At 41.8% G+C, this 24,340-nt stretch carries 31 protein-coding genes; 9 read left to right on the top strand and 22 right to left on the bottom strand.

The window, feature by feature from the left end; all coding sequences use genetic code 11:
* Positions 1–563 precede the first annotated feature (563 nt).
* The 18 genes from rplQ to MTN96_RS25270 all read right to left on the bottom strand — a co-directional run bounded on the left by rplQ (position 564) and on the right by MTN96_RS25270 (position 11,287).
* Complete coding sequence (gene rplQ / locus MTN96_RS25355) at positions 564–965, bottom strand: 50S ribosomal protein L17 (protein ID WP_004589197.1); 402 nt, start codon at positions 963–965, stop codon at positions 564–566.
* 39 nt (positions 966–1,004) lie between these two features.
* Positions 1,005–1,991 carry a DNA-directed RNA polymerase subunit alpha gene (locus tag MTN96_RS25350; protein ID WP_004589198.1) on the bottom strand — a complete coding sequence of 329 codons (987 nt, stop codon included), beginning with the start codon at positions 1,989–1,991 and terminating at the stop codon, positions 1,005–1,007.
* A gap of 24 nt (positions 1,992–2,015) precedes the next feature.
* A complete protein-coding gene (gene rpsD / locus MTN96_RS25345; protein ID WP_004589199.1) occupies positions 2,016–2,636 on the bottom strand; it encodes a 30S ribosomal protein S4 in 621 nt (206 codons plus the stop codon).
* 21 nt (positions 2,637–2,657) lie between these two features.
* Positions 2,658–3,044 carry a 30S ribosomal protein S11 gene (gene rpsK / locus MTN96_RS25340; RefSeq protein ID WP_002959471.1) on the bottom strand — a complete coding sequence of 129 codons (387 nt, stop codon included), beginning with the start codon at positions 3,042–3,044 and terminating at the stop codon, positions 2,658–2,660.
* A 12-nt stretch (positions 3,045–3,056) separates the two neighbouring features.
* Positions 3,057–3,413 (bottom strand): 30S ribosomal protein S13, encoded by a 357-nt coding sequence (gene rpsM, locus MTN96_RS25335; RefSeq protein WP_004589200.1) that lies wholly within the window; start codon positions 3,411–3,413, stop codon positions 3,057–3,059.
* Positions 3,414–3,538: 125 nt separating this feature from the next.
* Complete coding sequence (rpmJ, locus tag MTN96_RS25330) at positions 3,539–3,652, bottom strand: 50S ribosomal protein L36 (protein WP_002959476.1); 114 nt, start codon at positions 3,650–3,652, stop codon at positions 3,539–3,541.
* 22 nt (positions 3,653–3,674) lie between these two features.
* On the bottom strand, positions 3,675–5,003 hold the full coding sequence (gene secY / locus MTN96_RS25325; protein ID WP_004589201.1) for a preprotein translocase subunit SecY: 1,329 nt from the start codon (positions 5,001–5,003) through the stop codon (positions 3,675–3,677).
* Between the two features lie 10 nt (positions 5,004–5,013).
* Positions 5,014–5,448, bottom strand: a complete 435-nt coding sequence (gene rplO / locus MTN96_RS25320) for a 50S ribosomal protein L15 (protein ID WP_004589202.1) — start codon at positions 5,446–5,448, stop codon at positions 5,014–5,016.
* Positions 5,449–5,452: 4 nt separating this feature from the next.
* Positions 5,453–5,635 (bottom strand): 50S ribosomal protein L30, encoded by a 183-nt coding sequence (gene rpmD, locus MTN96_RS25315; RefSeq protein WP_004589203.1) that lies wholly within the window; start codon positions 5,633–5,635, stop codon positions 5,453–5,455.
* 2 nt (positions 5,636–5,637) lie between these two features.
* Entirely contained in the window at positions 5,638–6,144 is a 507-nt protein-coding gene (gene rpsE, locus MTN96_RS25310) for a 30S ribosomal protein S5 (protein WP_004589204.1), read from the bottom strand.
* A 9-nt stretch (positions 6,145–6,153) separates the two neighbouring features.
* Positions 6,154–6,504, bottom strand: a complete 351-nt coding sequence (gene rplR / locus MTN96_RS25305; protein ID WP_004589205.1) for a 50S ribosomal protein L18 — start codon at positions 6,502–6,504, stop codon at positions 6,154–6,156.
* A 9-nt stretch (positions 6,505–6,513) separates the two neighbouring features.
* Positions 6,514–7,047 (bottom strand): 50S ribosomal protein L6, encoded by a 534-nt coding sequence (gene rplF / locus MTN96_RS25300; RefSeq protein WP_004589206.1) that lies wholly within the window; start codon positions 7,045–7,047, stop codon positions 6,514–6,516.
* 13 nt (positions 7,048–7,060) lie between these two features.
* Positions 7,061–7,453 carry a 30S ribosomal protein S8 gene (gene rpsH / locus MTN96_RS25295; RefSeq protein ID WP_004589207.1) on the bottom strand — a complete coding sequence of 131 codons (393 nt, stop codon included), beginning with the start codon at positions 7,451–7,453 and terminating at the stop codon, positions 7,061–7,063.
* Positions 7,454–7,474: 21 nt separating this feature from the next.
* On the bottom strand, positions 7,475–7,780 hold the full coding sequence (gene rpsN, locus MTN96_RS25290) for a 30S ribosomal protein S14 (protein ID WP_004589208.1): 306 nt from the start codon (positions 7,778–7,780) through the stop codon (positions 7,475–7,477).
* Positions 7,781–7,790: 10 nt separating this feature from the next.
* Complete coding sequence (gene rplE, locus MTN96_RS25285; protein ID WP_004589209.1) at positions 7,791–8,330, bottom strand: 50S ribosomal protein L5; 540 nt, start codon at positions 8,328–8,330, stop codon at positions 7,791–7,793.
* Between the two features lie 16 nt (positions 8,331–8,346).
* On the bottom strand, positions 8,347–8,661 hold the full coding sequence (rplX, locus tag MTN96_RS25280) for a 50S ribosomal protein L24 (RefSeq protein ID WP_004589210.1): 315 nt from the start codon (positions 8,659–8,661) through the stop codon (positions 8,347–8,349).
* A 10-nt stretch (positions 8,662–8,671) separates the two neighbouring features.
* Positions 8,672–9,040: a 50S ribosomal protein L14 gene (gene rplN / locus MTN96_RS25275; protein ID WP_004589211.1), complete on the bottom strand. Its 369-nt coding sequence runs from the start codon at positions 9,038–9,040 to the stop codon at positions 8,672–8,674.
* A 276-nt stretch (positions 9,041–9,316) separates the two neighbouring features.
* Positions 9,317–11,287 carry an AsmA family protein gene (locus MTN96_RS25270; protein ID WP_248533057.1) on the bottom strand — a complete coding sequence of 657 codons (1,971 nt, stop codon included), beginning with the start codon at positions 11,285–11,287 and terminating at the stop codon, positions 9,317–9,319.
* A gap of 230 nt (positions 11,288–11,517) precedes the next feature.
* Here MTN96_RS25270 and MTN96_RS25265 point away from each other — a divergent pair, with 230 nt between their 5' ends.
* The 4 genes from MTN96_RS25265 to MTN96_RS25250 all read left to right on the top strand — a co-directional run bounded on the left by MTN96_RS25265 (position 11,518) and on the right by MTN96_RS25250 (position 14,419).
* The gene (locus MTN96_RS25265) at positions 11,518–11,937 is read left to right on the top strand and encodes a hypothetical protein (protein ID WP_058403570.1); all 420 of its coding nucleotides are present in this window, start codon (positions 11,518–11,520) and stop codon (positions 11,935–11,937) included.
* A gap of 8 nt (positions 11,938–11,945) precedes the next feature.
* Positions 11,946–12,146: a helix-turn-helix transcriptional regulator gene (locus MTN96_RS25260; RefSeq protein WP_004589214.1), complete on the top strand. Its 201-nt coding sequence runs from the start codon at positions 11,946–11,948 to the stop codon at positions 12,144–12,146.
* A 145-nt stretch (positions 12,147–12,291) separates the two neighbouring features.
* Positions 12,292–13,455: a hypothetical protein gene (locus tag MTN96_RS25255; RefSeq protein ID WP_248533054.1), complete on the top strand. Its 1,164-nt coding sequence runs from the start codon at positions 12,292–12,294 to the stop codon at positions 13,453–13,455.
* A 277-nt stretch (positions 13,456–13,732) separates the two neighbouring features.
* On the top strand, positions 13,733–14,419 hold the full coding sequence (locus tag MTN96_RS25250; RefSeq protein ID WP_054983352.1) for a TorF family putative porin: 687 nt from the start codon (positions 13,733–13,735) through the stop codon (positions 14,417–14,419).
* Between the two features lie 278 nt (positions 14,420–14,697).
* Here the strand turns inward: MTN96_RS25250 and MTN96_RS25245 are convergent, their stop codons facing one another.
* Both MTN96_RS25245 and MTN96_RS25240 read right to left on the bottom strand, forming a co-directional pair.
* The gene (locus tag MTN96_RS25245) at positions 14,698–18,276 is read right to left on the bottom strand and encodes a M1 family aminopeptidase (protein WP_248533052.1); all 3,579 of its coding nucleotides are present in this window, start codon (positions 18,274–18,276) and stop codon (positions 14,698–14,700) included.
* Positions 18,277–18,285: 9 nt separating this feature from the next.
* Positions 18,286–19,167, bottom strand: coding sequence for an ABC transporter ATP-binding protein (locus tag MTN96_RS25240; RefSeq protein WP_248533050.1), 882 nt, complete (start codon positions 19,165–19,167; stop codon positions 18,286–18,288).
* Positions 19,168–19,352: 185 nt separating this feature from the next.
* Between MTN96_RS25240 and MTN96_RS25235 the strand changes: the two genes are divergently transcribed.
* Positions 19,353–20,030: a nitroreductase family protein gene (locus tag MTN96_RS25235; protein WP_248533048.1), complete on the top strand. Its 678-nt coding sequence runs from the start codon at positions 19,353–19,355 to the stop codon at positions 20,028–20,030.
* 6 nt (positions 20,031–20,036) lie between these two features.
* Here the strand turns inward: MTN96_RS25235 and MTN96_RS25230 are convergent, their stop codons facing one another.
* Complete coding sequence (locus tag MTN96_RS25230; protein WP_004589220.1) at positions 20,037–20,345, bottom strand: helix-turn-helix transcriptional regulator; 309 nt, start codon at positions 20,343–20,345, stop codon at positions 20,037–20,039.
* Positions 20,346–20,444: 99 nt separating this feature from the next.
* Here MTN96_RS25230 and MTN96_RS25225 point away from each other — a divergent pair, with 99 nt between their 5' ends.
* The 3 genes from MTN96_RS25225 (at position 20,445) to MTN96_RS25215 (ending at position 22,822) form a co-directional block, all read left to right on the top strand.
* Positions 20,445–20,633: a DUF2892 domain-containing protein gene (locus MTN96_RS25225; protein WP_004589221.1), complete on the top strand. Its 189-nt coding sequence runs from the start codon at positions 20,445–20,447 to the stop codon at positions 20,631–20,633.
* Positions 20,633–20,977, top strand: a complete 345-nt coding sequence (locus MTN96_RS25220; protein ID WP_004589222.1) for a rhodanese-like domain-containing protein — start codon at positions 20,633–20,635, stop codon at positions 20,975–20,977. The genes MTN96_RS25225 and MTN96_RS25220 overlap by 1 nt, the downstream gene beginning before the upstream one ends.
* A 66-nt stretch (positions 20,978–21,043) precedes the next feature.
* Complete coding sequence (locus tag MTN96_RS25215) at positions 21,044–22,822, top strand: alkaline phosphatase (RefSeq protein ID WP_248533046.1); 1,779 nt, start codon at positions 21,044–21,046, stop codon at positions 22,820–22,822.
* On the opposite strand, the gene MTN96_RS25210 is transcribed toward MTN96_RS25215, so the two are convergent.
* On the bottom strand, positions 22,819–23,358 hold the full coding sequence (locus MTN96_RS25210) for a PH domain-containing protein (RefSeq protein ID WP_096740265.1): 540 nt from the start codon (positions 23,356–23,358) through the stop codon (positions 22,819–22,821). The genes MTN96_RS25215 and MTN96_RS25210 overlap by 4 nt on opposite strands.
* A gap of 227 nt (positions 23,359–23,585) precedes the next feature.
* Between MTN96_RS25210 and MTN96_RS25205 the strand changes: the two genes are divergently transcribed.
* Positions 23,586–24,335 carry a MipA/OmpV family protein gene (locus MTN96_RS25205; protein ID WP_248533044.1) on the top strand — a complete coding sequence of 250 codons (750 nt, stop codon included), beginning with the start codon at positions 23,586–23,588 and terminating at the stop codon, positions 24,333–24,335.
* The last annotated feature ends 5 nt before the right edge of the window (positions 24,336–24,340 follow it).

Genomic DNA, 24,340 nt, shown 5'->3' with positions numbered 1-24,340 from the left:
GCATCTTACGCTTTCCTATTTTTTTGTCAACACTTAATTTTGTTAAACTTGAAAGTTTTTAAAACTAAGTTTTACTCAACTCACTGAGTAGCTCTTGCCTCGCTATGCGTTGCGCTCTGCCGTCTCAGTGGGGTCGCATTATAGGGAGATCCGAAAACAGATCAACCCTTTTTTGAAGAAAACTTGAAATAAATGACTGTTCGCTGCGTATTTGAGCTAAACGCTCAAAAACCCTACTAAAAGTAGCCTTAAGCCCACTAAATTAGCGAGTTAAAATTAAATATCGCTGTTTGATTGGCCAAATTGCTTTATCACTATCCAAATTACACTGTGCATTTACAGCCTGGGGTATGTTTTATAAACCTTATACACTCGACTTATAGGGTTACCGCATAATTAAGCTTTTTGAGAATGCAGGCTTTATAACTACATTGGTTTAACTAAGTCGGTTTAACAGAATGAAGGTAATAGGTAATTATCAAGTAACTATTTGGAGGGATGTCAAATTTTAGGCATTAAAAAGCCGAGCATTAAGCTCGGCTTTTTGGTGTCTCTTTAAAGACTTACTCTGCAGACTGCGCGTCTTCTTGAACTTCTTCGTTAGTCGCTGGGCGACCTACTAGTTCAATATAAGCCATTGGTGCATTATCACCAGCACGGAAGCCACACTTAAGAATACGAGTGTAACCACCTGGACGGTCTGTATTACGAGGACCGATTTCGCTGAACAATTTACCAACTACTTCATTATCACGCGTGCGAGCAAACGCTAAACGGCGATTTGCTACACTGTCAGTCTTAGCCAGTGTGATTAAAGGTTCAATTACACGGCGTAACTCTTTCGCTTTAGGCAAAGTAGTTTTGATGATTTCATGTTTCACCAAAGAACCTGCCATATTGCTGAACATCGCTTTACGATGGCTACTGTTACGGTTTAATTGACGACCACTCTTACGATGGCGCATGACCCTATCCTTCTAACTAAACTAATATAGTGATTTAGATTATTCAGCTAGGCTTGCAGGCGGCCAATTTTCTAGGCGCATGCCTAGAGAAAGACCACGTGAAGCTAGCACGTCTTTTATTTCAGTTAGAGACTTCTTGCCTAGGTTAGGCGTTTTAAGAAGCTCAACTTCAGTGCGCTGAACTAAATCACCGATATATTGAATTTGCTCGGCTTTCAAACAGTTTGCTGAACGTACTGTTAGTTCAAGATCATCAACTGGACGAAGTAGAATAGGATCGAATTCTGGCTTCTCTTCTTTCTCTTCTGGCTCAGTTACATCACGTAAATCTACGAATGCATCTAATTGCTCAGCTAAGATAGTAGACGCACGGCGGATCGCTTCTTCAGGATCTAAGGTGCCGTTTGTTTCCATATCAATGATTAACTTGTCTAAGTCTGTACGTTGCTCAACACGGGCTGATTCAACCGAGTACGCAATACGTTCAACTGGGCTGAATGATGCATCAAGCAGCAATCGACCAATTGGACGCTCATCGTCATCAGAGGATAAACGACTAGATGCCGGCACATAACCACGACCACGCTCAACACGAATACGCATGCTGATCTCGCTGCTATCTGTCGTTAAATGACAAATAACGTGATCTGGATTAGCAATTGTTACATCGCCATCGTGCTGAATATCAGCCGCAGTCACAGGGCCTACACCAGATTTAGTCAGGGTCAGAAAAACTTCATCTTTGCCTTCTAACGTTACTGCTAGACCTTTTAGGTTTAGTAGTATTTCAATGATGTCTTCTTGTACGCCTTCTTTCGCGCTGTACTCATGCAATACACCGTCGATTTCAACTTCAGTTACTGCACATCCAGGCATAGATGATAACAGTATACGGCGTAAGGCATTACCCAGAGTATGGCCAAAGCCACGCTCTAGTGGTTCTAAAACTACTTTAGAACGCGTTGGGTTGATAGCGTCGATATCGACTAACCTTGGTTTTAGAAATTCTGTAACAGAACCCTGCATTTTATCCTCTCTTAACTCTTAACTTTACTTAGAGTAAAGTTCGACGATTAGTTGTTCATTAATGTCCGCAGACAGATCTGAACGCTCAGGTAGGCGCTTAAAGCTACCTTCCAATTTCTTACCGTCAACTTCAACCCAAGTCGGCTTTTCACGTTGCTCAGCCAACTCTAGAGCAGCGATGATACGTGCTTGTGTTTTAGACTTCTCACGGATTACTACAGTATCTTCTGGAGCAATTACGTATGAAGGAATGTTCACAACACGACCATTAACTAAAATCGCTTTGTGGCTTACTAACTGACGTGCTTCAGCGCGTGTGCTAGCAAAACCCATGCGATATACAACATTGTCTAAACGTTGCTCTAAAAGCTGTAACAAGTTTTCACCTGTATTACCTTTAAGGCGAGCAGCTTCTTTGTAGTAATTACGGAATTGCTTTTCTAATACACCGTAGATACGACGTACTTTTTGCTTTTCACGTAATTGTAAACCGTAATCAGATAAGCGACCTTTACGAGCGCCGTGCTGACCAGGTGCAGTCTCAAGTTTACACTTAGAGTCGATAGCTCTTACGCCGCTCTTAAGGAACAGGTCAGTACCTTCACGACGACTCAGCTTGAGCTTAGGGCCCAAATATCTTGCCATGTTATTTCTCCTAACCTATTGTTAAACGCGACGTTTCTTCGGTGGACGACAACCATTGTGTGGTATTGGCGTCACGTCAGTAATGTTGGTGATACGGTAACCAGCAGCATTCAAAGCACGTACAGCAGATTCACGACCTGGACCTGGACCTTTAATGAAAACTTCTAGATTTTTTAAACCGTATTCTTGAGCAGCAGTACCTGCACGCTCTGCAGCAACCTGAGCAGCAAATGGTGTAGATTTACGTGAACCACGGAAACCTGAACCACCGGCAGTAGCCCATGATAGTGCATTACCTTGACGGTCGGTAATTGTTACAATAGTGTTGTTGAAAGACGCATGAACATGAGCCATACCATCAGCAACTTGCTTTTTAACCTTTTTACGACGAATTGGTGTCTTAGCCATAATACTATCCCCTTATCGCTTAATAGGCTTACGAGGACCCTTACGGGTACGCGCGTTAGTCTTTGTTCTTTGACCACGTAGTGGTAAAGAGCGACGGTGACGTAGGCCACGGAAACAACCAAGGTCCATAAGGCGCTTGATATTTAGAGTAACTTCACGACGAAGGTCACCTTCTACAGTGTACTTGCCAACTGCATCACGCAGTACGTCAAGAGTTTCGTCTGAAAGTTCACCGATTTTTGTGGTCTCGGCGATACCAGTCGCTTCTAAGATAGCCTTAGAGCGAGTCTTACCTATGCCATAAATAGCTGTTAAACCAATAACTGCATGTTTATGATCAGGGACGTTAATGCCAGCGATACGGGCCACTAACACATCTCCTATATTTGAATTTGGTAATCAAAAGTTTGAAAAGCCCGTAAGGATACTCAAACGAAGACCAAATCACAACTAAAAACACAGGCCGAGAAATCTCAGCCTGCACGACTGTTTACTTAGCCTTGCCTTTGCTTATGCTTAGGCTCACTGCAAATTACGCGTACTACACCAGCACGTTTAATAACTTTACAGTTACGGCATATTTTCTTAACGGAAGCACGTACTTTCATTGCTCAACTCCGTAAACTGACCTTATCGGCCGTAGCCTTTAAGGTTCGCTTTTTTCAGCACAGAATCATACTGATGTGACATCAGGTGAGTCTGTACTTGTGCCATAAAGTCCATGATTACTACAACGATAATCAAAATTGATGTACCGCCGAAATAGAATGGCGTTTGCCATGCCATAGTCATGAATTCGGGCACCAGACAGATAAAGGTTATATACAAAGCACCTGCCAATGTCAGGCGTGTCATCACTTTATCAATGTATTTAGATGTCTGCTCACCTGGACGAATACCTGGGATAAATGCGCCAGATTTCTTCAGGTTGTCTGCTGTCTCACGCGGGTTAAAAACCAACGCTGTGTAGAAAAAGCAGAAGAAGATGATAGCTGCTGCTAGCACCATCGCATACAAAGGCTGACCTGGAGTCAACGTTGTTGCAATAGCTTGTAGCACATCAGCGACCGGACCTTCACCCTGGCCGAACCAGCTTGCAATTGTACCAGGGAACAGAATTATACTGCTAGCGAAGATTGGTGGAATAACACCCGCCATGTTTACTTTTAGTGGTAAATGCGTGCTTTGAGCAGCAAATACTTGACGACCTTGTTGGCGTTTAGCGTAGTTAACAACGATACGACGTTGTCCACGTTCGAAAAACACTACAAGATAAGTAACAGCGAATACTATAACCGCAACCATCAACAGTACAAAAACATTCAAATCACCTTGGCGCGCCATTTCGGCTGTCGAACCAATAGCAGACGGCAGGTTAGCTACAATACCAACAAATATAAGAACTGAGATACCGTTACCGATACCGCGTTCTGTTATTTGTTCGCCCAACCACATTAGGAACATAGTACCAGTTACTAAACTCACCACTGCGGTGAAATAGAAACCGAGACCCGGGTTAACAACTAACCCTTCCATCATGCCCGGTAAGCTAGTTGCAATACCGATTGATTGGATAGTAGCAAGCACAAGCGTGCCATAGCGTGTGTACTGGCTAATTTTTTTACGCCCTTGCTCACCTTCTTTCTTAAGCTCTATAAACGGAGGATACATATGCGTTAATAGTTGCGTAATAATCGAAGCCGAGATATACGGCATAATACCCAGTGCTAACACTGAAGCTCGCTCAAGCGCACCACCGCTAAACATGTTGAACATCTCAACAATGGTGCCCTTTTGTTGCTCGAAGAAATCGGCAAGTACAGCGGCGTCAATCCCAGGGATTGGCACAAATGAACCTAGACGGTAAATAATGATAGCACCTAAAACAAATAGTAATCGACGCTTCAATTCCGAAAGTCCACTTTGTGCACTTTGTGTATCTTGACCTGGTTTAGCCATTAGTACTTCCTTAGTCTTCTACCTTGCCTCCGGCAGCTTCAATAGCTTCGCGAGCACCTTTAGAAGCCTTAAGGCCTTTAACGGTAACAGCGCGTGAAACTTCGCCAGATTTAACAACTTTAACGAACAGAACGTTCTTTTTAACTAGACCAGCTGCTTGTAACGCGTTTAGGTCTACCACATCGCCTTCAACTTTAGCGATTTCAAAAAGGTTTACTTCTGCAGATACTAACGATTTGCGTGAAGTGAAACCAAATTTAGGTAGACGACGTTGCATAGGCATTTGACCGCCTTCAAAACCAACGCGTACTTTACCGCCAGAACGTGATTTTTGACCTTTGTGACCACGGCCACCAGTCTTACCAAGACCAGAACCGATACCACGACCAACACGTTTTGGAGCAGTTTTAGAACCTGCAGCAGGTGAAAGTGTATTCAAATGCATGAAATTAACCCTCTACCTTAACCATGTAAGAAACTCGGTTGATCATACCACGTACACATGCTGTGTCTTCTAACTCAACAGTGTGGTTGATACGACGTAAACCAAGACCGCGTAATGTAGCTTTATGCTTCGGTAAACGACCGATAGAGCTCTTTACTTGTGTTACTTTTACAGTTTTATTTGCCATGGTTACCCCAGAATTTCGTCTACGCGCAGACCACGTTTAGCAGCGATTGACTCAGGAGAGTTCATGTTCTCTAGAGCTTGAATCGTTGCACGTACTACGTTGATCGGGTTGGTAGAACCGTAACATTTAGAAAGTACGTTCTGCACACCAGTAACTTCTAGTACTGCACGCATAGCACCACCTGCGATGATACCAGTACCTTCAGATGCTGGTTTCATGAACACTTGTGAGCCAGCATGACGTCCTTTAACAGGATGCTGTAATGTGTTGCCATTTAGGTCTACATTGATCATGTTGCGACGTGCTTTTTCCATTGCTTTTTGAATAGCAGCTGGAACTTCACGAGCTTTACCATAACCAAAACCTACTTTACCTGCGCCATCACCAACTACAGTTAGTGCAGTGAAGCTAAAGATACGACCACCTTTAACTACTTTAGACACACGGTTTACCGCGATTAGCTTTTCAGCTAAATCAGGCTGTTGTTGCTTTGCTTCTACGTTAGCCATTGTCTACTCCTAGAATTGCAAACCGGCTTCACGCGCAGCATCAGCTAGCGCCTTCACACGGCCGTGATATTTAAAGCCACTGCGATCAAAAGCAATCTTTTCGATGCCTTTGTCAGCCGCACGTTCTGCAACCGCTTTACCAACTGCTTGTGCAGCTGAAACGTTGCCTGTGCCTTTAACTGTTTCGCTAATAGCTTTCTCAACAGTAGAAGCAGCAGCCAGTACAGTACCCTCAGCATTAACTACTTGAGCGTAAATGTGACGTGGCGTGCGGTGGATAACAAGACGCGTTGTGCCTTGTTCAATATAATTTCTACGAGTGCGTTTAGCACGACGTAGACGAGCTGTTTTTTTATCCATCGTCTTACCTTACTTCTTCTTAGCCTCTTTACGGCGTACATTCTCATCTGAATAACGAACACCTTTACCTTTATAAGGCTCAGGTTTACGGTATGCACGAATGTTAGCAGCTGTTTGACCAACTAACTGCTTATCTACGCCCTTAACTAGAACTTCTGTTTGGCTTGGAGTTTCAATCGTAATTCCCTCAGGAACTTCGAAATTAACTGGGTGCGAGAAACCAAGTGTTAAGTCTAAAACTTTACCCTTAGCTGCAGCACGGTAACCAACACCTACTAACTGAAGTTTCTTCTCGTAACCTTCATGCGTACCAACAACCATGTTGTTGATTAGAGCGCGAGCAGTACCTGCTTGAGCCCATGCATTAGCTACGCCTTCACGAGGTAAAGTTGTAATAACGTTGTCGTTAACTTGTACTTCAACAGCGTTGTTGATAGTACGAGTAAGTTCACCGTTTTTGCCTTTAACTGTGATGTCCTGGCCTTTTAATGTAACTTCTACACCGGCAGGAACATTGATTGGTGCCTTTGCTATGCGAGACATAGTTCCCCTCCGATTAAGCTACAAAGCCAATGATTTCACCACCAACACCAGCACTACGTGCTGCGCGGTCTGTCATTAGGCCTTTAGAAGTTGATACGATAGCGATACCAAGACCACCCATTACCTTCGGTAATTCGTCACGTTTCTTATAGATACGTAGACCAGGGCGGCTAACACGCTGGATATTTTCAATTACAGCTTTGCCTTCGAAGTATTTCAACTCGATAGAAAGCTCAGGTTTCGCTTCGCTGTTTACAGCGAAATCTGCGATGTAACCTTCGTCTTTTAATACTTTAGCTACTGCTACTTTCAGCTTTGAAGTTGGCATCGTTACAGATACTTTCTTCGCTGATTGACCGTTACGGATACGTGTAAACAAATCCGCGATAGGATCTTGCAAGCTCATAGTCTTACTCCCGTGATACTATTACCAGCTAGCCTTTTTAAGGCCAGGAATTTCACCGCGCATAGCTGCTTCGCGAACTTTAATACGGCTCATGCCGAATTTGCGAAGGAAACCATGTGGGCGGCCCGTAATGTTACAACGATTACGTTGACGTGCAGGGCTAGAATCACGTGGTAAAGCTTGAAGCTTAAGTACCGCGTCCCAACGATCATCTTCAGATGCGTTAACATCGCTGATGATAGCTTTTAGTGCTGCACGCTTTTCAGCGTACTGAGCAACTAGTTTAGTGCGCTTTGCTTCGCGCGCTTTCATAGAATTCTTTGCCATAACCCTACCCTTATTTCTTGAATGGGAAGTTAAACGCTTCTAACAACGCACGGCCTTCCTCATCAGATTTCGCAGAAGTTGTGATTGTGATATCCATACCGCGTACACGGTCTACTTTATCGTAATCAATTTCTGGGAAGATGATTTGTTCACGTACGCCCATGCTGTAGTTACCACGTCCATCAAAAGACTTAGCACTCACACCACGGAAGTCACGGATACGTGGGATAGCGATTGATACCAAACGCTCAAAAAAGTCCCACATACGCTCGCCGCGTAAGGTTACTTTACAGCCTATTGGGTAGCCTTCACGCACTTTGAAGCCAGCAACAGATTTGCGTGCTTTAGTGATTAAAGGTTTCTGACCAGCGATAGCTTCTAGATCCGCAACAGCGTTATCTAAAATTTTCTTGTCAGCTAGGGCTTCGCCCACGCCCATATTTAATGTGATCTTTTCGATCTGAGGGACTTGCATGACAGAGCTGAAACCAAACTTCTCTTGAAGCTCAGCAACTACTTTGTCTTTATATACTTCATGCAGTTTCGCCATCATTCTACTCCAACTATTAGATAGTTTTACCAGTAGATTTAAAGATACGTAATTTCTTACCATCTTCAATCTTGAAACCTACACGATCTGCTTTACTCGTTTCCGAGTTGTAGATCGCAACGTTTGATACGTCGATAGACGCTTCTTTCTCAACAATGCCGCCAGCTTGGTTCAATTGTGGAACCGGCTTTTGGTGTTTCTTGATTAAGTTAATGCCTTCGACAAATACTCGACCAGACTCGGTAACAACTGAAAGCACTTTGCCGCGCTTACCTTTGTCTTTACCTGCTAGTACGATTACTTCGTCATCACGACGGATTTTTGCTGCCATGATAGACTCCTTACAGTACTTCTGGGGCTAGTGAAACAATTTTCATGAACTTATCATTACGAAGTTCACGAGTCACAGGGCCGAAGATACGAGTACCAATTGGCTGCAAGTTATCATTTAAGATAACAGCCGCATTGCTATCGAAACGGATCAGAGAACCGTCCGGACGACGAACGCCTTTTTTGGTACGCACAACTACCGCGTTTTTAACATCACCTTTCTTCACTTTACCGCGAGGAATAGCTTCTTTCACAGAAACTTTAATGATATCGCCAACTGCCGCATAGCGACGGTGTGAACCACCAAGGACTTTTATACACTGCACTTTGCGAGCGCCGCTGTTATCAGCAACTTCCAGCTGAGTTTGCATTTGGATCATGTTAATGACCTCCGGTGTAGTAATTACAACTTGCCTTAAATTTGTTTAAAATCAAGGCACTTCGATTAAATCCCACTCAAAAAACAACAGAGTTGTCTCTTAAGGGCGGGCAATTGTACCAGCATTGGCTAGTGAGTGGTAGGTTATTTTTTAATTAATTTAAGGGAAGGACAGATTAAAACTGAGTAAAAACCGCTATGTAGCTATTTTACAAGTGGTTATAAAACAATCAAGGCGCAAATAGCGCCTTAATTATTTATTAGTGGGGTTTAATAGTTAGCCAAATAAACCTTTTAGTTTATCTTTAACTTTGTCCTTGGCTTTTTCTTTTGCTTTCTCTTTGGCGTCATCGAGCTTTTGCTTTGCTTCATCTTTAAGCGCGTTGCTTACATCTAGCTTAAAGCCAACGTCATGAAATGGGCCTTCTATACGCAGTGGGATTTTAAAGCCTGTACTATCATCTGTAGTGCCTTGCCCTTCAATCGAATCAACAATGCCGGTCACTAAGCGATAATCAACATTGGTTTTAGGCAAATCTACATCGCCCTCACCTGTAATACGAATAAGTGGGCTCATCAGCGATAGGTCGTTATTATGGCCCACGCCATTAGTAAAGTTAAAGCTACCGGTGAGCGCAGAAAAATCTGTTTGCTCTGATTCTTCAAAGCCTGTATCTAGCCCTTCACTCACAGCTCCAAGGTTACCAGTAATAAGCTCTTTGCCTTTGCGAACCATCTCAGCCACGTTTGCGCCTTTAACAGCACCATCGGCAAATTCAAAGCCAACCTTGCCATTTAATGCATTAATAAAGGTTTTTTGACTTTGCCCAGTTGTGGTTAAATTCCAATTTAATGACCCTTTACCCATAAGCTTATCAAAGCCAGCTGCATCAGTGAGTAACGGTTGTGCGTCTATGTCGGCTAAATCAAAATTTGTGCTTATTTTATACGGCGTTTGCTGCGCATTTATGTTGATAACCCCTTTACCAGTGCCCTCATATGCTTTAAAGCTATCTAAGCTTAATTTAGCAACGCTGTTGTTTAAGTCGACTGTAAATTGATTAGCACCTAGCTCAATATCGTTAGCTTTTAAACCGCTTGAGCGAATAACTACATTAGCATTAAGTGCATTTAATGCGCTTAAATCAATTTTAGTATCGTCCCAAACAATCGGCTGCGCGGCTTTAGGTTCTTCGCTTTGCGGCGCTTGCTGCTTAGCGACTACCTCCGGTAAGTAGGGATTCAAATCAAGCATACCTAGGTCTATATCAGCATTAACCGCTAGTTTATTTCCTAAGTTTACTTCACTTTTTCCTTTAATCTCTAATTCATCTAGGGTAGCAATCAGCTCTTCTAAGTTAAACGTATCATCTATAAGATGCATTTTACCGTTTACACTAAACGCATTAAATGCATTTTCTTTAGCGTTTAAGTCTACCCCTTGCCAAGTTGCTAGCTCTTTAACAGAATCGCCACTTAGCGCTAACTCGCCTTTTATATCTTTACCTTGGCGAGCAATACTGCCGTTAAAAGTAAGATCGACCAAGCGAGAGTCTACGCTTTGAGCAACCTCAAATGTCGCCCCTTCAATTGCCTTTGCCGGCGTATCAAGTTTTACATCAAGCTCAAAGCGCTCTTGCATATATGTAATGCCGCCTTTGATCTCTAGTGTCTTACGTAGTGAAGGAAGTAAAATAGCCAATTCCAAGTCACTAATTTGTTGTTTAGCGCCTGTTTGCCCATCTAGGTAAGTAAACGTACCACCGTAAATAACCACTTCACCTAACTCTATATCAAAGCTCTCTGGTAGTTTAACAGCCTCACCTGATTGAGTTTGCTCTTGCGGCTGCTCTGCTACAGCATCAAACAACTGCCAGTTAGCTTTACCGTTTTTATCAGTTTCTAATAAAATATTGGGCTCGTTAATAACAAACTTATCAAGTTTGAATTCGCCGCCAAATAGCGATAACCATGGTATATGCACAGCTAATTGCTCCATACTTGCCATGTCGTCGCGCGAGCCTGTCTGCATGTTTGCAAAGTGCACATCGTTAAGCTCTAACTTTAATGCAGGAAATACACTAAGCGTTTTATCACCTTTAATAGTAAGTGTGCGCCCTGTTGTTTTTTCAACCTGCTCAGATACTTTATTAAAAATAGTATCGGTTGGGATTAAAAACGGAGCGGCAATAATTAACGCAATACAAAGTAAGAGTATTACACCAACAATTTTGAGTAAGGTCTTCATGATCATCCTTTCAAACGTGCAAATAATGTTCTTATCATAGCGAGTGTTAGCTTTAAAATCATTGTCGTTGTGATAAAAAAGCACTTTATTAAATATTACCGTCTTATCCTGAATCGCCCCTGAAACATTTTGATACCTTTAGGTTACAAAAAAATAGTGACACTGTGAAACCTATAGGTTACATTGATACCTGTAGGTTACATAATGTAAATTTTAAAAGGAAATGAGATATGTCGAATCATGATATTAAAAATGAAGAAAAGTTTATGGGCCAAAATGCTTGGTTCTCATTATTCATGGGAGTCACTTTATTAATCATCAGTGTTTACCCACTGCTTACTCAAACATCAGCCCCACTATTGTTTTTTGGCACTGCTGCCTTTTTAGGTTCATTTTGTATGTTTGTGATCAGAGGCGGGTTTACATGGAAAATGAAATACCACCTTACCTACAAAGATGAGTACTTAAACACTATCGACACTATTGCCTATAAACATGTAGTTCTTGGTTTACTTTTTAGTATGGGTGGCGTGTATTTATTCTCAGATGATTTGGCTTTAGAAGTGTCTCACACCATGATGGCCTCGTTTTACCTTGCTGTAATGTGTTTAATATACGGCGTATCAATTCTTTGGCAAAGCAAAGATTAGGAGCAAAAGTGCAAAATCAAATTGCAAAATACCGTAAAGAAGCAGGCCTTTCGCAGCAAGAGTTAGCAGATCTAATTGCAGTTTCACGTAAAACTATAAGTACTGTGGAAACGGCAAGGTTTACTCCTTCGGTAATAATTGCGCTTAAAATAGCGAGGCACTTTAAAACTTCTGTTGAAAGCTTGTTTACGCTGCAAGAGCATGATTAAACCTCGGCAATCATGGTGCTTATATTAAGCATCATGATTGCATCCCTTGAATTGTTAGGTATGATGCACGGCCCTGTTGCTATTGGCGTATTTGCGCTAAAATAAAGCAGCTAAAAAATGTATCTACTCGGAGACTCTACAAGGCATGAAAAAACTGCTAATTTCACCGTCAAAAATGGCGCTAGGCGAACAAGAAAGTCAAATTTACCAAAACATCTTGAAGCAAGCTGCAGAACTAAGCCTAAACCTAATGGCCGTGAAAGTAGAAAACCACCCAGAGGATTTTTTAGGCTGGTGTTATGAGCTGCTAAGTGCAAGTAAAGACCGTATAAATTACGATTTACTAGAGCCACAGCAACTACCAGTTTTAAAAAAGCTGCACGACCAGCTAACCTCAGCAATTAGCTTTTTACAGCTTAAAACACTACGTGTAGCACCTTGGCCCGTTATTAGTATGTTTGTAGAGCAACACAAAGAACTTATTGCACTGGACGAACAGCTTCGCCTTACCACGTATTTGCACAGCATTCGTGAGCAAGCACTAAAAGATATGATCCCAGAGGATTTACTGGCATTTAGTGGTAAACACACTGCCACGCTCGACCCAAGCACCTATAACTTTGATGTTGAATGGTTCGCATCAACAAAAAGTGCAAAGGGTTTTCATCAAATGCTAGCCGACTTACCTGGCGCGTTTGACGATGCACTTGCTAACATCCCGCTTGAAGGTGATGTGAGCGAAGCTGATTACCAACAGTTTGTTGTTGCTTATTTACTTGCCTTTAACGGTAGCGATGAAAAGCCAACCCTTGCTCCTGCTACACGTTTATTAGCAATGCGCCGCCCCGATGTGTTTACGCCGATTAGTAATAGCCGTCTTGATGCATTATGCGCAGCTTTAGGTATTACAAAATTAAACAATCGCGACTTTGAGCGCTACTGGCAAGATATAGTACAAAGCATTCATGCTATGTCGTGGTTTAAAATGGCTAATGGCAGCAATGAACTAGAAGAGCAACTAGTTAGTATAAAAGCGTTATTACCGTGCTTTTTTTACTATGCAGATGCCAGCACGGCCGACAACTCAAATTATATTAAGCTATTAAATAAACCTAAACGCAGCACAACAAGTGCAGGAAAAGCACAGCGCAGAGGTAAAGAGTCAGCCGAAATACTTGTAGACCGTGCACTTGCAGCCGATGACATTCCCGAGCATATTCGTAGCAAACGCGACTCTATTATTAGCGAAGTACAAAAAGGCCGCGGAGTAAACGAAACAATTAGTCTTATGCGCACTATATTTGGCTAAATTTACCTAACCTAACTGTATTTTTCTGGTGCAGTTAGGTTAATTTATGCACCAGCAGTGTGCGTTTTTTAATTAACCACCTCAATCATCCCCTCTTCTAAAACTTCTCAACATATTGTTTTATAAAAGTAAAAAAACAGTTTTATAGAAATTATTTTAAGCTGGCACATACAGTGCAATTGCATTCCCAGTTAAACAATAAAACACCGCCAGTCAAAGGGTTGCCAATAAGAGAATAAAAACCTAGGCGATAAAAATCATATAACGGGAAATGGACATGCTAAAACTAAAAAAAACCGTCGCAATTAGCGCAATAGCTTTATTAGGTGCTACATCTTTAACATCAACAGCCGTACATGCAGAAGTAACAGCAAACGCAGCGGCTACGTCTAACTACTTATGGCGTGGTCAAGAGCAAACTGGGGGCGATGCTGCTATTTCTGGCGGTATTGATTACGCTGACGAGTCAGGCTTTTATGTAGGTACTTGGGCATCAAATGCTTCATGGGCCGATGAAATGACTTACGAGCTTGATGTTTACGCGGGTTTTGGTGGCGATATTAACGACACATTTAGCTACGATGTAGGTTACATTTATTACGCTTACCCAGATGCAGCTTCTGAGGCAGATGCTGATTTCTCTGAAATTTACGGTAGCATCAGCGCAGAAGGTTTCACCTTTGGCGCTGCAATCCTTGCCACTTCAGCGGCAGATGGCGATGGCACCGACTTTGGCGATTCATTATACCTAAATGCCGATTACAGCTTTGCTGTTGGCAGCAATGGTACTGAGGTTGCGCTGCACTTAGGTCACTACTCTGGCGACTTTATAGGCGATGATAATATTATTGATTACGGTATCTCTGTATCAAAAGATGGTTTTACTTTTGGCGTATCTGACACCGACATGGATGAGTCAGATGTTAAAGTTTACGTAGGCTACGCTGTAGACTTTACGCTTTAAAACAAAATGTGTTACTTGCTGCAACACTAAGGGCCTTTTGGCCCTTTTCTCGTTTAGGGCACCTAAATACTCACAGCGCCTTTTAATTTTAGCTACTAAAGCACTTTGCTATATAACCCACTTCGGTTAATCGCCGAGCTTCTCGCTGCTATTACCCCTTTTTACCAATATGCTAATTCGCTTTATTAAGCTTTATTGCGCATTTGTATTAGTAATTCGCTAAAACAAAAAAGGCCGCATTAAATGCGGCCTTTCAGTTAATTACTAATCGTTAATCGTTAAAACTTAGCTAGGTTGTTTTTACTGTCTTTATCTACAAGCTTAATGTACGGGTCAACCCCTGCGTACACTGGCTTTTCTTTTACTTTTAGCTCAATAGCATTAGTACCAGAGACTATTTGATGCTTTTGCGAGTAAATCACAAAGTCTTCAGCGAGAAGGTTTTCAGGGTCATCGCTAAACAATGCAATATCAATTAGCTCATCAAGTGGTTGCTCGGTTTCTTCACCTTGTCCATCGGCATGCTGCTTAGTTGCTTCAACGTTCAGTGTTACTGTATAAAAACCTTCGCTATCAACATCATCTGTAACCGACACTGCTTTCATTTCAAGCTCATAAAGCGTTATATATTTAAACTGATCATCAATAAAACGTTGCTCCGCTTGCGTTGCGTCTTGTTTTAAATAGCTAAGTAAATCAAGCGTAGTTGGGTATGGGGTTGATTGGTATTTAAACTCATTCAAAAACGCTTTAAGTGCGGCATTTAAGCGTTCTTCACCTAATCGGTCATACAAAGCCATCATCGCAACTGAGCCTTTATTGTAATGAAGATATTGTTGCGAGTGCGTTTTATACAGCGGCATTTCTTCAAAGGCTTCGCCTGTGCGGCCCATTAAGTATCTATCTAACTCGTACTTTAAGAATTTACGAAGCTTCTCGGCGCCAAAGCGTTTTTTTAGTACCATAAGCGCACTGTATTGGGAGAGCGATTCAGAAATAACGGCACTGCCCTCTACATTAGCCCCAGATACTTGATGCCCCCACCATTGGTGTGCAACTTCATGTGCGGTTACATAGTAAGGTAGGTCAACTTTACTCTCATCTCTTAAGTCTGTGATAAAGCCAATACTTTCTGAGTAAGGCACCGTATTAGCAAAACTTTGCGCAAACGAGCGATACTTAGGAAACTCAATAATACGAAGCTGTTTATGCTGATATGGCCCAAAGGCTTGCGTGTAGTAATCTATTGAGTCTTGTACCGACTCAATCATACGGTCAACATTCCATGCATGATCTTTGTGGTAGTACACCTCAATATTTACACCGTTATGTTCAACCTTTTTGCTTTCAAGCTCCGCCGAAAGCACAGAATAAAAGTTTAAAATAGGGGCATCCATTTTATAAACAAAAGTACGTCTTCCGTCTTTTACACTTTCACTTTTTAAATAACCGGGTGTAATAGCAAATTGTGACTCATCAGTGGTTACTGTTGCCTTGTAGTTTATAAAGCCATTAGCAGGCCCAAACTCATTTTGCGTATAATAGCGGCTGTCTTCTAGTTTATGTGCACGTTCAAGCTCGGGTAAATCGTGCTTACGGCGCTCATACTTATCCGCAATTTGAAAATACTTTTGATAACCAAAATTTGGTAATAATTCTCTATTATTTACAAATGTACCATTGTGCACGAGTTGAGTATCAGATCCTCTATCAACAAAACCGTCGTGTTCACGAGTAACAGAAAGCTCACCTTCGCGTACTTCATTAGGCATTAGCGGTTGTTCAAACTCAAACCATACCATGCCAAAATCGGTTAAACGCTCAACTATTTTTCCGCCCGCCATTTTTACATCCCAGCTTTTAGATTGGCTAGGCTCGTTAATTAACACACGGGTTATTGGCTCGTTTGCGGTATTGGTAAACTTAATTTTAGCCACGGCATTTAAAGCACGTTTTTTAGGGTAAATATCAATGTGTAAATCAACATCAGTTATTATAGGCAGTGGCAAGTCTTTGTATTGTGAGAACTCTTGCTCATACCTTACTTGTAGCGCTTCGTTATCATCACTTGTTACAAACTCATTGATTACACGGGTGTTGTAATAAATGTTATAACCCGCGCCCACAAATACCAATAAACTTATTACGGCTGCAATCTGGCCTTTTAAAGACATGTTGTAACGCACTAAAGATAAACGCGTACGCAATGTTTGCGATGGACCACGATGCCATAAAGCAAACCCTACAATAGCTAAAAACACACTCAATGCGCCCCAATATAGGGTATACCAATGCGCGCCTTGTAAAAAATGCCCGTAACCGTTTATGTCTGAATACGGTACGCTACTGCTTTGCGAAAAGTGATACATATGATGCTCAAATCCGTAAGCACCCATTACCATTTGAGCAATGTAATACAGAATAAACAAACCCATACCTATGTATTTATTAGGGCTAATTATTTGTAAAAAGAACGCCAAAATAGCCATCATAATTAAAGGCAATAATGTAAGGTAACCCAACCTAAATAAGTACTGGCCAAGCTCTAAGTTAAATTGCCCCTTAAATAGTTGCACCGCAATGGTAAACATCATACCTACTAAATAAAGGCCACAAACCGCAGTGATTAGCGCAATAATTTTAGATACCCAAAACACACTGTTATGCACCGGGTAGCTGTCAACAATATCGCCCATACCACTGTGGCGTTCTCGCCAAACCAGCTCTGCGCTGTAATAAGCAATAATAATAAACATAAATATAGCGGAGGCGTTTTGAATAATGCCCACCATGTTTTGTGTGAGCGGCCAATCTGTTGTGCCATATGCGCCAATAGGCGCAAAAAGTGGTGCGAGTAACGTAATAATACTGACGCCCGCTAAAATCATAAAAGGAGCACTTAATATAACCTGCTTAAGCTCAAATAAGCTGCGCATTACTAATTGCGATTGCGTATTGACCCCTTTTGACTTGTAGTTTTTAGCGCTGCTAATAAGTGCTGCTTGTTTATTTTTTACAAACGTAGAGACAGCAAATTGCTTTTTCTGTTTTTTAGTGACTACGCGGTTAGCTAACTTTCCGAGGCCAAAAAACATCGCTAAACTTATTGCTACCCATAAAATACGGTTAATTAAAAAATCGCCCGAAAGCGTTAACACTTCAGTATTTTTATCACTTACAGTCCAGTAACGGGTTAAGTCAATTAATGAACCAGTGCCAAATGGGTCTGCGTAAACAACAATATTTCTAAACGCTAAATCGTCAAAATAGATACTCGCCAATTGGTAGCTTATATAGATCACCACGGCCGTTACATATACCGCCATTATGGTTTTAAAATAAACCGCCACACTATTAAAAATAGCACTGAGGACCAATAAGCTTGGCACTGCTAAATATAAGAAAGGCGCAGCGTAATATATAAACTTATTAGGGCCAACTAGCTCACTATCAAGCCAGCCAACCAACAAGCCAAACTGAGACCCCAAAAATACGCCTAGTGGCACGCTTAAAAACACGATAAGTACAACTAAGTAAGCACCAAAAAAACGCCCTGATTGATAAGCAAGCGGGTTAACGGGCTTACTAAACACCAGCTCATCCATTTTGGTCTCGCTGTTGCGAATCGCTGAGCTTGCAACAAAGTTAACCACTAAAAACATAGCAAGCGTACAAAAGGTAACCGTTAAAACCATAATGGTATAAGGCGAGTTCATATGAACATTAGCCCCACCTAGCGGAAACTTACTACTGGAGCTTATAAAAAACGCCATAAAAAAGAAGATTAATGAGGTCACATAAAACGAAGGCTGGCGCACAAAATAGCGCAGCTCAAACGCGAGCATATTAAAAAACATAGCGCCCCCTTATGCTACTTGGCTGTTACGATGATTAAGCAACGTAGAAAAATATACATCTTCTAGGTTTGCACTGCTGAGCTCAAAACCTTCAGGGGCTTCATTGGCTAATACATGTAATATGGTTTGCCCTGCAAATAAGCGTTTTGAAATAACAGGCAGTTGCGGCTCAAGCTCTAGTGCTTCTTCTTGGCTCATGGCTTTACGCCAAATTTGGCCTTGGAGTTTATCGGTAAGGGCAATGGGGTTACCCTCTAATAGTATTTTTCCGCCTGCCAGTACGGCCATGTTTGGGCAAAGCTCTGCCACATCTTCAACAATGTGGGTCGATAATATAACGACTTTTTGCTCGCCTAAGCTTACTAACAAGTTATGAAAACGATTTCGCTCTTCAGGGTCTAGGCCTGCTGTTGGTTCATCAACAATTAGTAAATCAGGGTCACCTAGTAAGGCTTGTGCAATACCAAAACGCTGGCGCATACCGCCCGAAAAGCCACTTACCGCTTTTGAGCGATGTTGATATAAATTAGTATGTGCAAGCAAACCTTCTACCGACTCTTTACGCTCGCCTTTGTTATGAATGCCCTTTAAAACAGCCATATGGTCTAGCAAGTCGTAAGCACTTACGCGAGGGTATACACCAAAATCTTGCGGTAGATAACCTAAACGTTGGCGCAAAGCCTGTGGGTCTTTAAAAACATCAATACCATCAAAAGTAATTGAACCCGAATCGGCAGATTGCAACGTAGAAATAGTACGCATTAGTGATGATTTACCCGCGCCATTTGGCCCTAGCAGCCCAAACATTCCTTTTCCTATAAATAAATCAACACCTTGTAGTGCATGTACGCCATTATCGTAGGTTTTAGATAACCCTGTTATTGATAGCATTTTTACTTCCTTGAATTTTAATAGTTTTTTTATTGCGCTTTTTATACCACATTAAAAAAAGGAACATAAGTTACACCATGGTTAATTTTGTAACAATAAATAAACACAACAGGTAATAATACTTGCCTCGCATTTATTCAGTCGGTATAAAAACCACACACACACTTTATAAGAAGCGTAAAGCCATGCAAAAACATCAAAGCCAACCACTAAACGATTTTATAGAATACCCTCACGATGAAATGCTAAAACGCGCAAACGAATTTTTACAAACCAGCCAGCGCCGCCATAGTATTCGCAGCTTTAGCGACCGACCTGTGCCTAAAAATATAATTGAAGCCTGTATTAAAGCAGCAGGTACCGCGCCAAGTGGAGCGAATCATCAGCCGTGGCATTTTGTAGCTATAAACAGTAGCGATGTAAAAAAACAAATAAGAGAGGCCGCTGAAAAACTAGAGCGCTCTTTTTATGAAGGCAGAGCAGGAGAAGAGTGGCTTGATGCGCTAAAACCATTAGGTACCGACGCCAATAAACCCTATTTAGAACATGCGCCTTGGCTTATTGCAGTGTTTAGTCAAAAAAAAGGCGGTGTGAATACGGATGATAAAAACACCAATTATTATGTGCACGAATCAGTAGGGCTTGCTACTGGGTTTTTAATACAAGCCCTGCACCGCTCTGGCTTAGCTACGCTTACCCATACACCTAAACCAATGAGTTTTTTAACCGACATTTGTAAGCGCGACAAAGACAACGAACGTCCTTACATGTTACTTATTGCGGGCTACCCAAGTGACGATGCAACTGTACCTGCCCATGCACTTGATAAAAAGTCGCTTGATGAGATTGCCACTTTTATTTAAAGCAAATTACTCAGCGGTACTTTGCTTACAAAACCATTCGTATAGTAACGTAATAATCGACTCAACTTTTGGGTCGATTAACGAATAATAAATTGTATGTCCCTCACGGCGAGTTGCCACTAGCTGGGCGTTACGTAAACTCGCCAAATGCTGAGACAAAGCAGACTGTGCCAACGGAACATTTTGATTTAACTCACCCACACTTTGTTCACCTTGCAATAAACTACATAAAATCATTAAACGGTTTTTATTTGCCATTAATTTTAAAAATTGCTCTGCCTGCTGAGCGTTTTCTGCAAGTTGTTCAATATTCATTGTGATACTTAATTATTTTGCGTGTTTTAATTATAGACTTTTACATTAGTAAGTTCTAATATAATTAACATTAGAAAAAACTAATATTAAGGTCAATTCATGAAAATAAGTGACGCCATACTCTTAATTGGCGGAAGTGCCGTTACAATTTCTGTGCTTTTAAGCTACTTTGTTGATAGTAACTTTCAATTTTTAACGTTATTTATTGGTATTAACTTAGTGCAATCCGCCTACACTAAATGGTGCCCATTAATGACTTTTTTGCGCAAAAGAGGATTTACAGACTAATGCTTACTTCAATTCCTGATTTACTAAAAATTATCACACCTAACCAACGCCGTATTGATGCAGCGCAAGCAAAACAAGAGCTAGAACAAAATAAAGGTTTACTTATTGATGTACGCGAACCCGCTGAGCATGCCAATGTAGCTGCGGTAGGGGCAATAAATATTCCACGCGGATTACTTGAAATGAAGCTAATGGAAATAGAAAAAGACGCTGCACGCCCTATTTACTTACATTGTGCCAGCGGTGCCCGCGCCACTTTAGGTGCAGAAGCGCTAACCCGCGTAGGCTACGAAAACGTTACCGTTATTACGTGTAATGCAACGCAAGTAAGTGAAGTTTTTTAATTGCTTCACAAAAAAGTAACCTAAATTGCCTACACTTTGCTTTTTACACTTTACAGGTACAAAGCAATGGCATTTACACGGAGAAGTTTTTTAAAAGCATCGGCAGCAGGATTTGGCGCTGCCGTATTATCACTTGGTTTAACAGGTTGTCGTTTTGACGATGATGACGACACACCCGTTAGCTTTGACCACGGCGTTGCCAGCGGCGACCCGCTAAGCGATAGCTTAATTATTTGGACCCGTGTAACCCCACTCGATGTAACAACTAAATCGTTAAAAGTACAATGGCAAGCCGCCTCCGACCAAAGCTTTACAAATATTGTTCACGATGGTGAAACACATATCAGTGATACGACCGACTTTACTCTTAAAGTTGATTTACAAGGGCTTGATGCCAACACCGTTTATTACTATCGCTTTAATGCACATGGAAAAACCTCCCCTATCGGACAAGGAAAAACGCTTCCTGTCGGTGCGGTTGATCAGGTGAAATTAGCCGTTGTATCGTGCGCAAATTACCCTGCCGGGTATTTTCATGTGTATGGCGAAATTGCTAAGCAAAGCGATTTAGATGCGGTACTGCACTTAGGTGATTACATATACGAATACAGCAATACGGGTTATGCAACCGAAGACGCCGCACAGTTAGAGCGACTGCTACCCTTAGATAACAGCAGCGAAATTATCGCACTGACCGATTATAGAAAACGCTATGCAAATTATCGCCTCGATGCCGACTTACAAGCAGCCCATAGCCACTGTGCATTTATAACAGTGTGGGACGACCACGAAATCACCAACGACACATGGCGCGAAGGCGCAGAAAATCATAACGAAGGTGAAGGCGAATTTAGCCAACGTAAACTCAATGCACTACAAGCCTACTTTGAGTGGATGCCAATTCGTAATGTAGCCGACAAAGAACGTATTTACCGACGCTTTGAGTTTGGTAATTTAGTCTCTTTATACATGCTAGATACTCGTGTATTAGCGCGTGATGAGCAGCTTAACTATAGTGATTTTGATCTTACCTCCCCTGCAGGGCAAAGCGCATTTGCTGCAGCAATAGGCGCAACAGATCGTGCATTATTAGGCAGTGAACAACTTACATGGCTTAGTGATGCCATCACTACCTCAAGCACACAGTGGCAAGTGTTAGGGCAACAAGTGCTAATGACAAAAATGCACTTACCAGTAGAGGTCATGTTACTACTTGCTAGCTTACAAAGTGCACAGTCAAACGGAGGCGATCCAAGTGAATTGCTCGCACAGGCCAATGTATTATTTGCAGAGCTGGCGCAAATTAAAGGCCGTGTATTAGCGGGCGACCCAAGTGTAACCGAGGCAGAGCTTGCCCGTGTTCAAACCACCATACCGTATAACCTTGATGCGTGGGATGGCTATGCCTACGAGCGTGAAGTATTATTAGGTACCGCTATTGCAGCACAAAAAAACTTAGTAGTTTTAGCCGGAGATACTCATAACGGCTGGGCGGGACAGCTTAAAACTGATGTCAGTAACCCTATTGCAGCCTCACAAAATGCTGGGGTGGAATTTGCAACGGCATCGGTTTCATCACCAGGGCTTGAAGAATATTTAGCGCTAAACACACAAGATGCACAAACCGTAGCGCAAATAGAGCAAGTAATTGCCTTATTAGTTGATGACCTTGCTTATAATAATTTAGTAGAGCGCGGCTATTTAACCGTTACATTTACACCTGCAAAAGCCAGTGCTAAGTGGAATTATATAAGCACAATTAAAGCGCGCGAATATCAGGTTGTTGAAAGCCGTACCAAAGAGCTAAGTATGCTGGCAGGTCAGGCTCAATTACAAAACGCTTAACGCTTCGCTTCTAAAGCTGCCAAACGCGTATCTATGCGCTCTACTACCTCAACTAAGCGAGCAAGTAATGCTTGGTTGAGGTGATCTTCAGCAAGCTCCTGTGTTTTAGGGGCTTGCGCAGCTAAGTTATCTTTTTGCTCAAGTATGGCTTCTCTAAACTCACTGGCATTTTCAACACCAAGTAATGACACTAATGCGCCATGACCCGACTGCCCTGCAGTTTCAAAGCTTAAGCGGTATAACCCAAAAAAGCGCATAAGCGGCCCTTGGTTCAGCCCCACATCGGTTATTTTTTCAAGCGGTATAGATTTTTCTTCTTTAAATAAAATGCCGCGTTTAACAACCAGCTTTTGCGTGAGTAATTGCGCCGACATAGCGGCCAAAATTTTACCTGCCACCAGCCATACAACAAATAACACCACAGGTATAAGTGGAATGGTCACTAATGCAACGGCACTAAAAAAGCATGCCATGGTCATCCAGTATTGCTTCACTTTGGGATCAAAGCTGGCACTTTTTAAAATAGGGTTGCTCATTGGTTTATCCTCATTCCCATTTTATTAATCTAATCAAACGTATGCCTTTATTCAACTTATGTGATCAACGTCTTCAATGCAATTTAGCCACTTACATTCAGATAAACTTTCATACACTCTCTTACAAACGCCAATCAAAAATATAGCTACACTAAAGCCTAATAGCGTTGCGGCACACTTTACTTATCGCAAACAATTTTCACTTTTTACTTAACACCAAGGCTCCTATGAACACTTATATACAAAACTCACTCCGGTTATTAGTTGGCACACTTGCACTTGGCAGTATTACTGCGCAAGCTGAGTCGCAGTTTTCATTAGGGGGCGGTGTCATTTCTACCAGCTCACCTTATGCAGGTACCGACAGTGAAACGCTATTTTTACCTATCATTACTTACGAAGGCGAAAGGCTTAGTTTTAAAGGTTTGTCGCTTGATTATAAATTAGTGGAGCAGCAAGGTTTTAACTGGTCATTAGTTTTAGAGCCAGGTGATAACTTTGATACCTCAGATTCAGACCTTGCAGCCATAAAAGCCTTAGACGATAGAAAGCTATCACTCTACGCAGGCACGCAGGTTAGTTACACTTCAAGCTTTGGTAAGATAAGCGCCAGTGCGACTCATGACGTAATAGGCCACGGCGATGGCGCTAAATTTAAAACCAATTACAGTTACCCTATTAAGTTATCTAAACAACTAATGCTCATTCCTTCTGTGGGTGTTGAGCTAAATAGCAGTGATGTATCTAACTATTATTATGGTGTAGCACAGGGCGAATCTACCATCTATGCGCCTTACGAACTTAGTTCTACGGTTAACTACAATGCGGGTTTATTTTTAATGTATTACATTAATAAAAACTGGAACGTAAATGCCATGGTTAACTATAAGCAGCTCGATTCTGATATTGAAGACTCACCCATTATTGATACCGATAACACCACGACTGTGATGATGTCGGTTAACTATCGCTTTTAACCCCC

This window comes from Pseudoalteromonas sp. 2CM28B (assembly GCF_023161935.1).
This window is presented reverse-complemented; position numbering and strand designations above follow the sequence as displayed.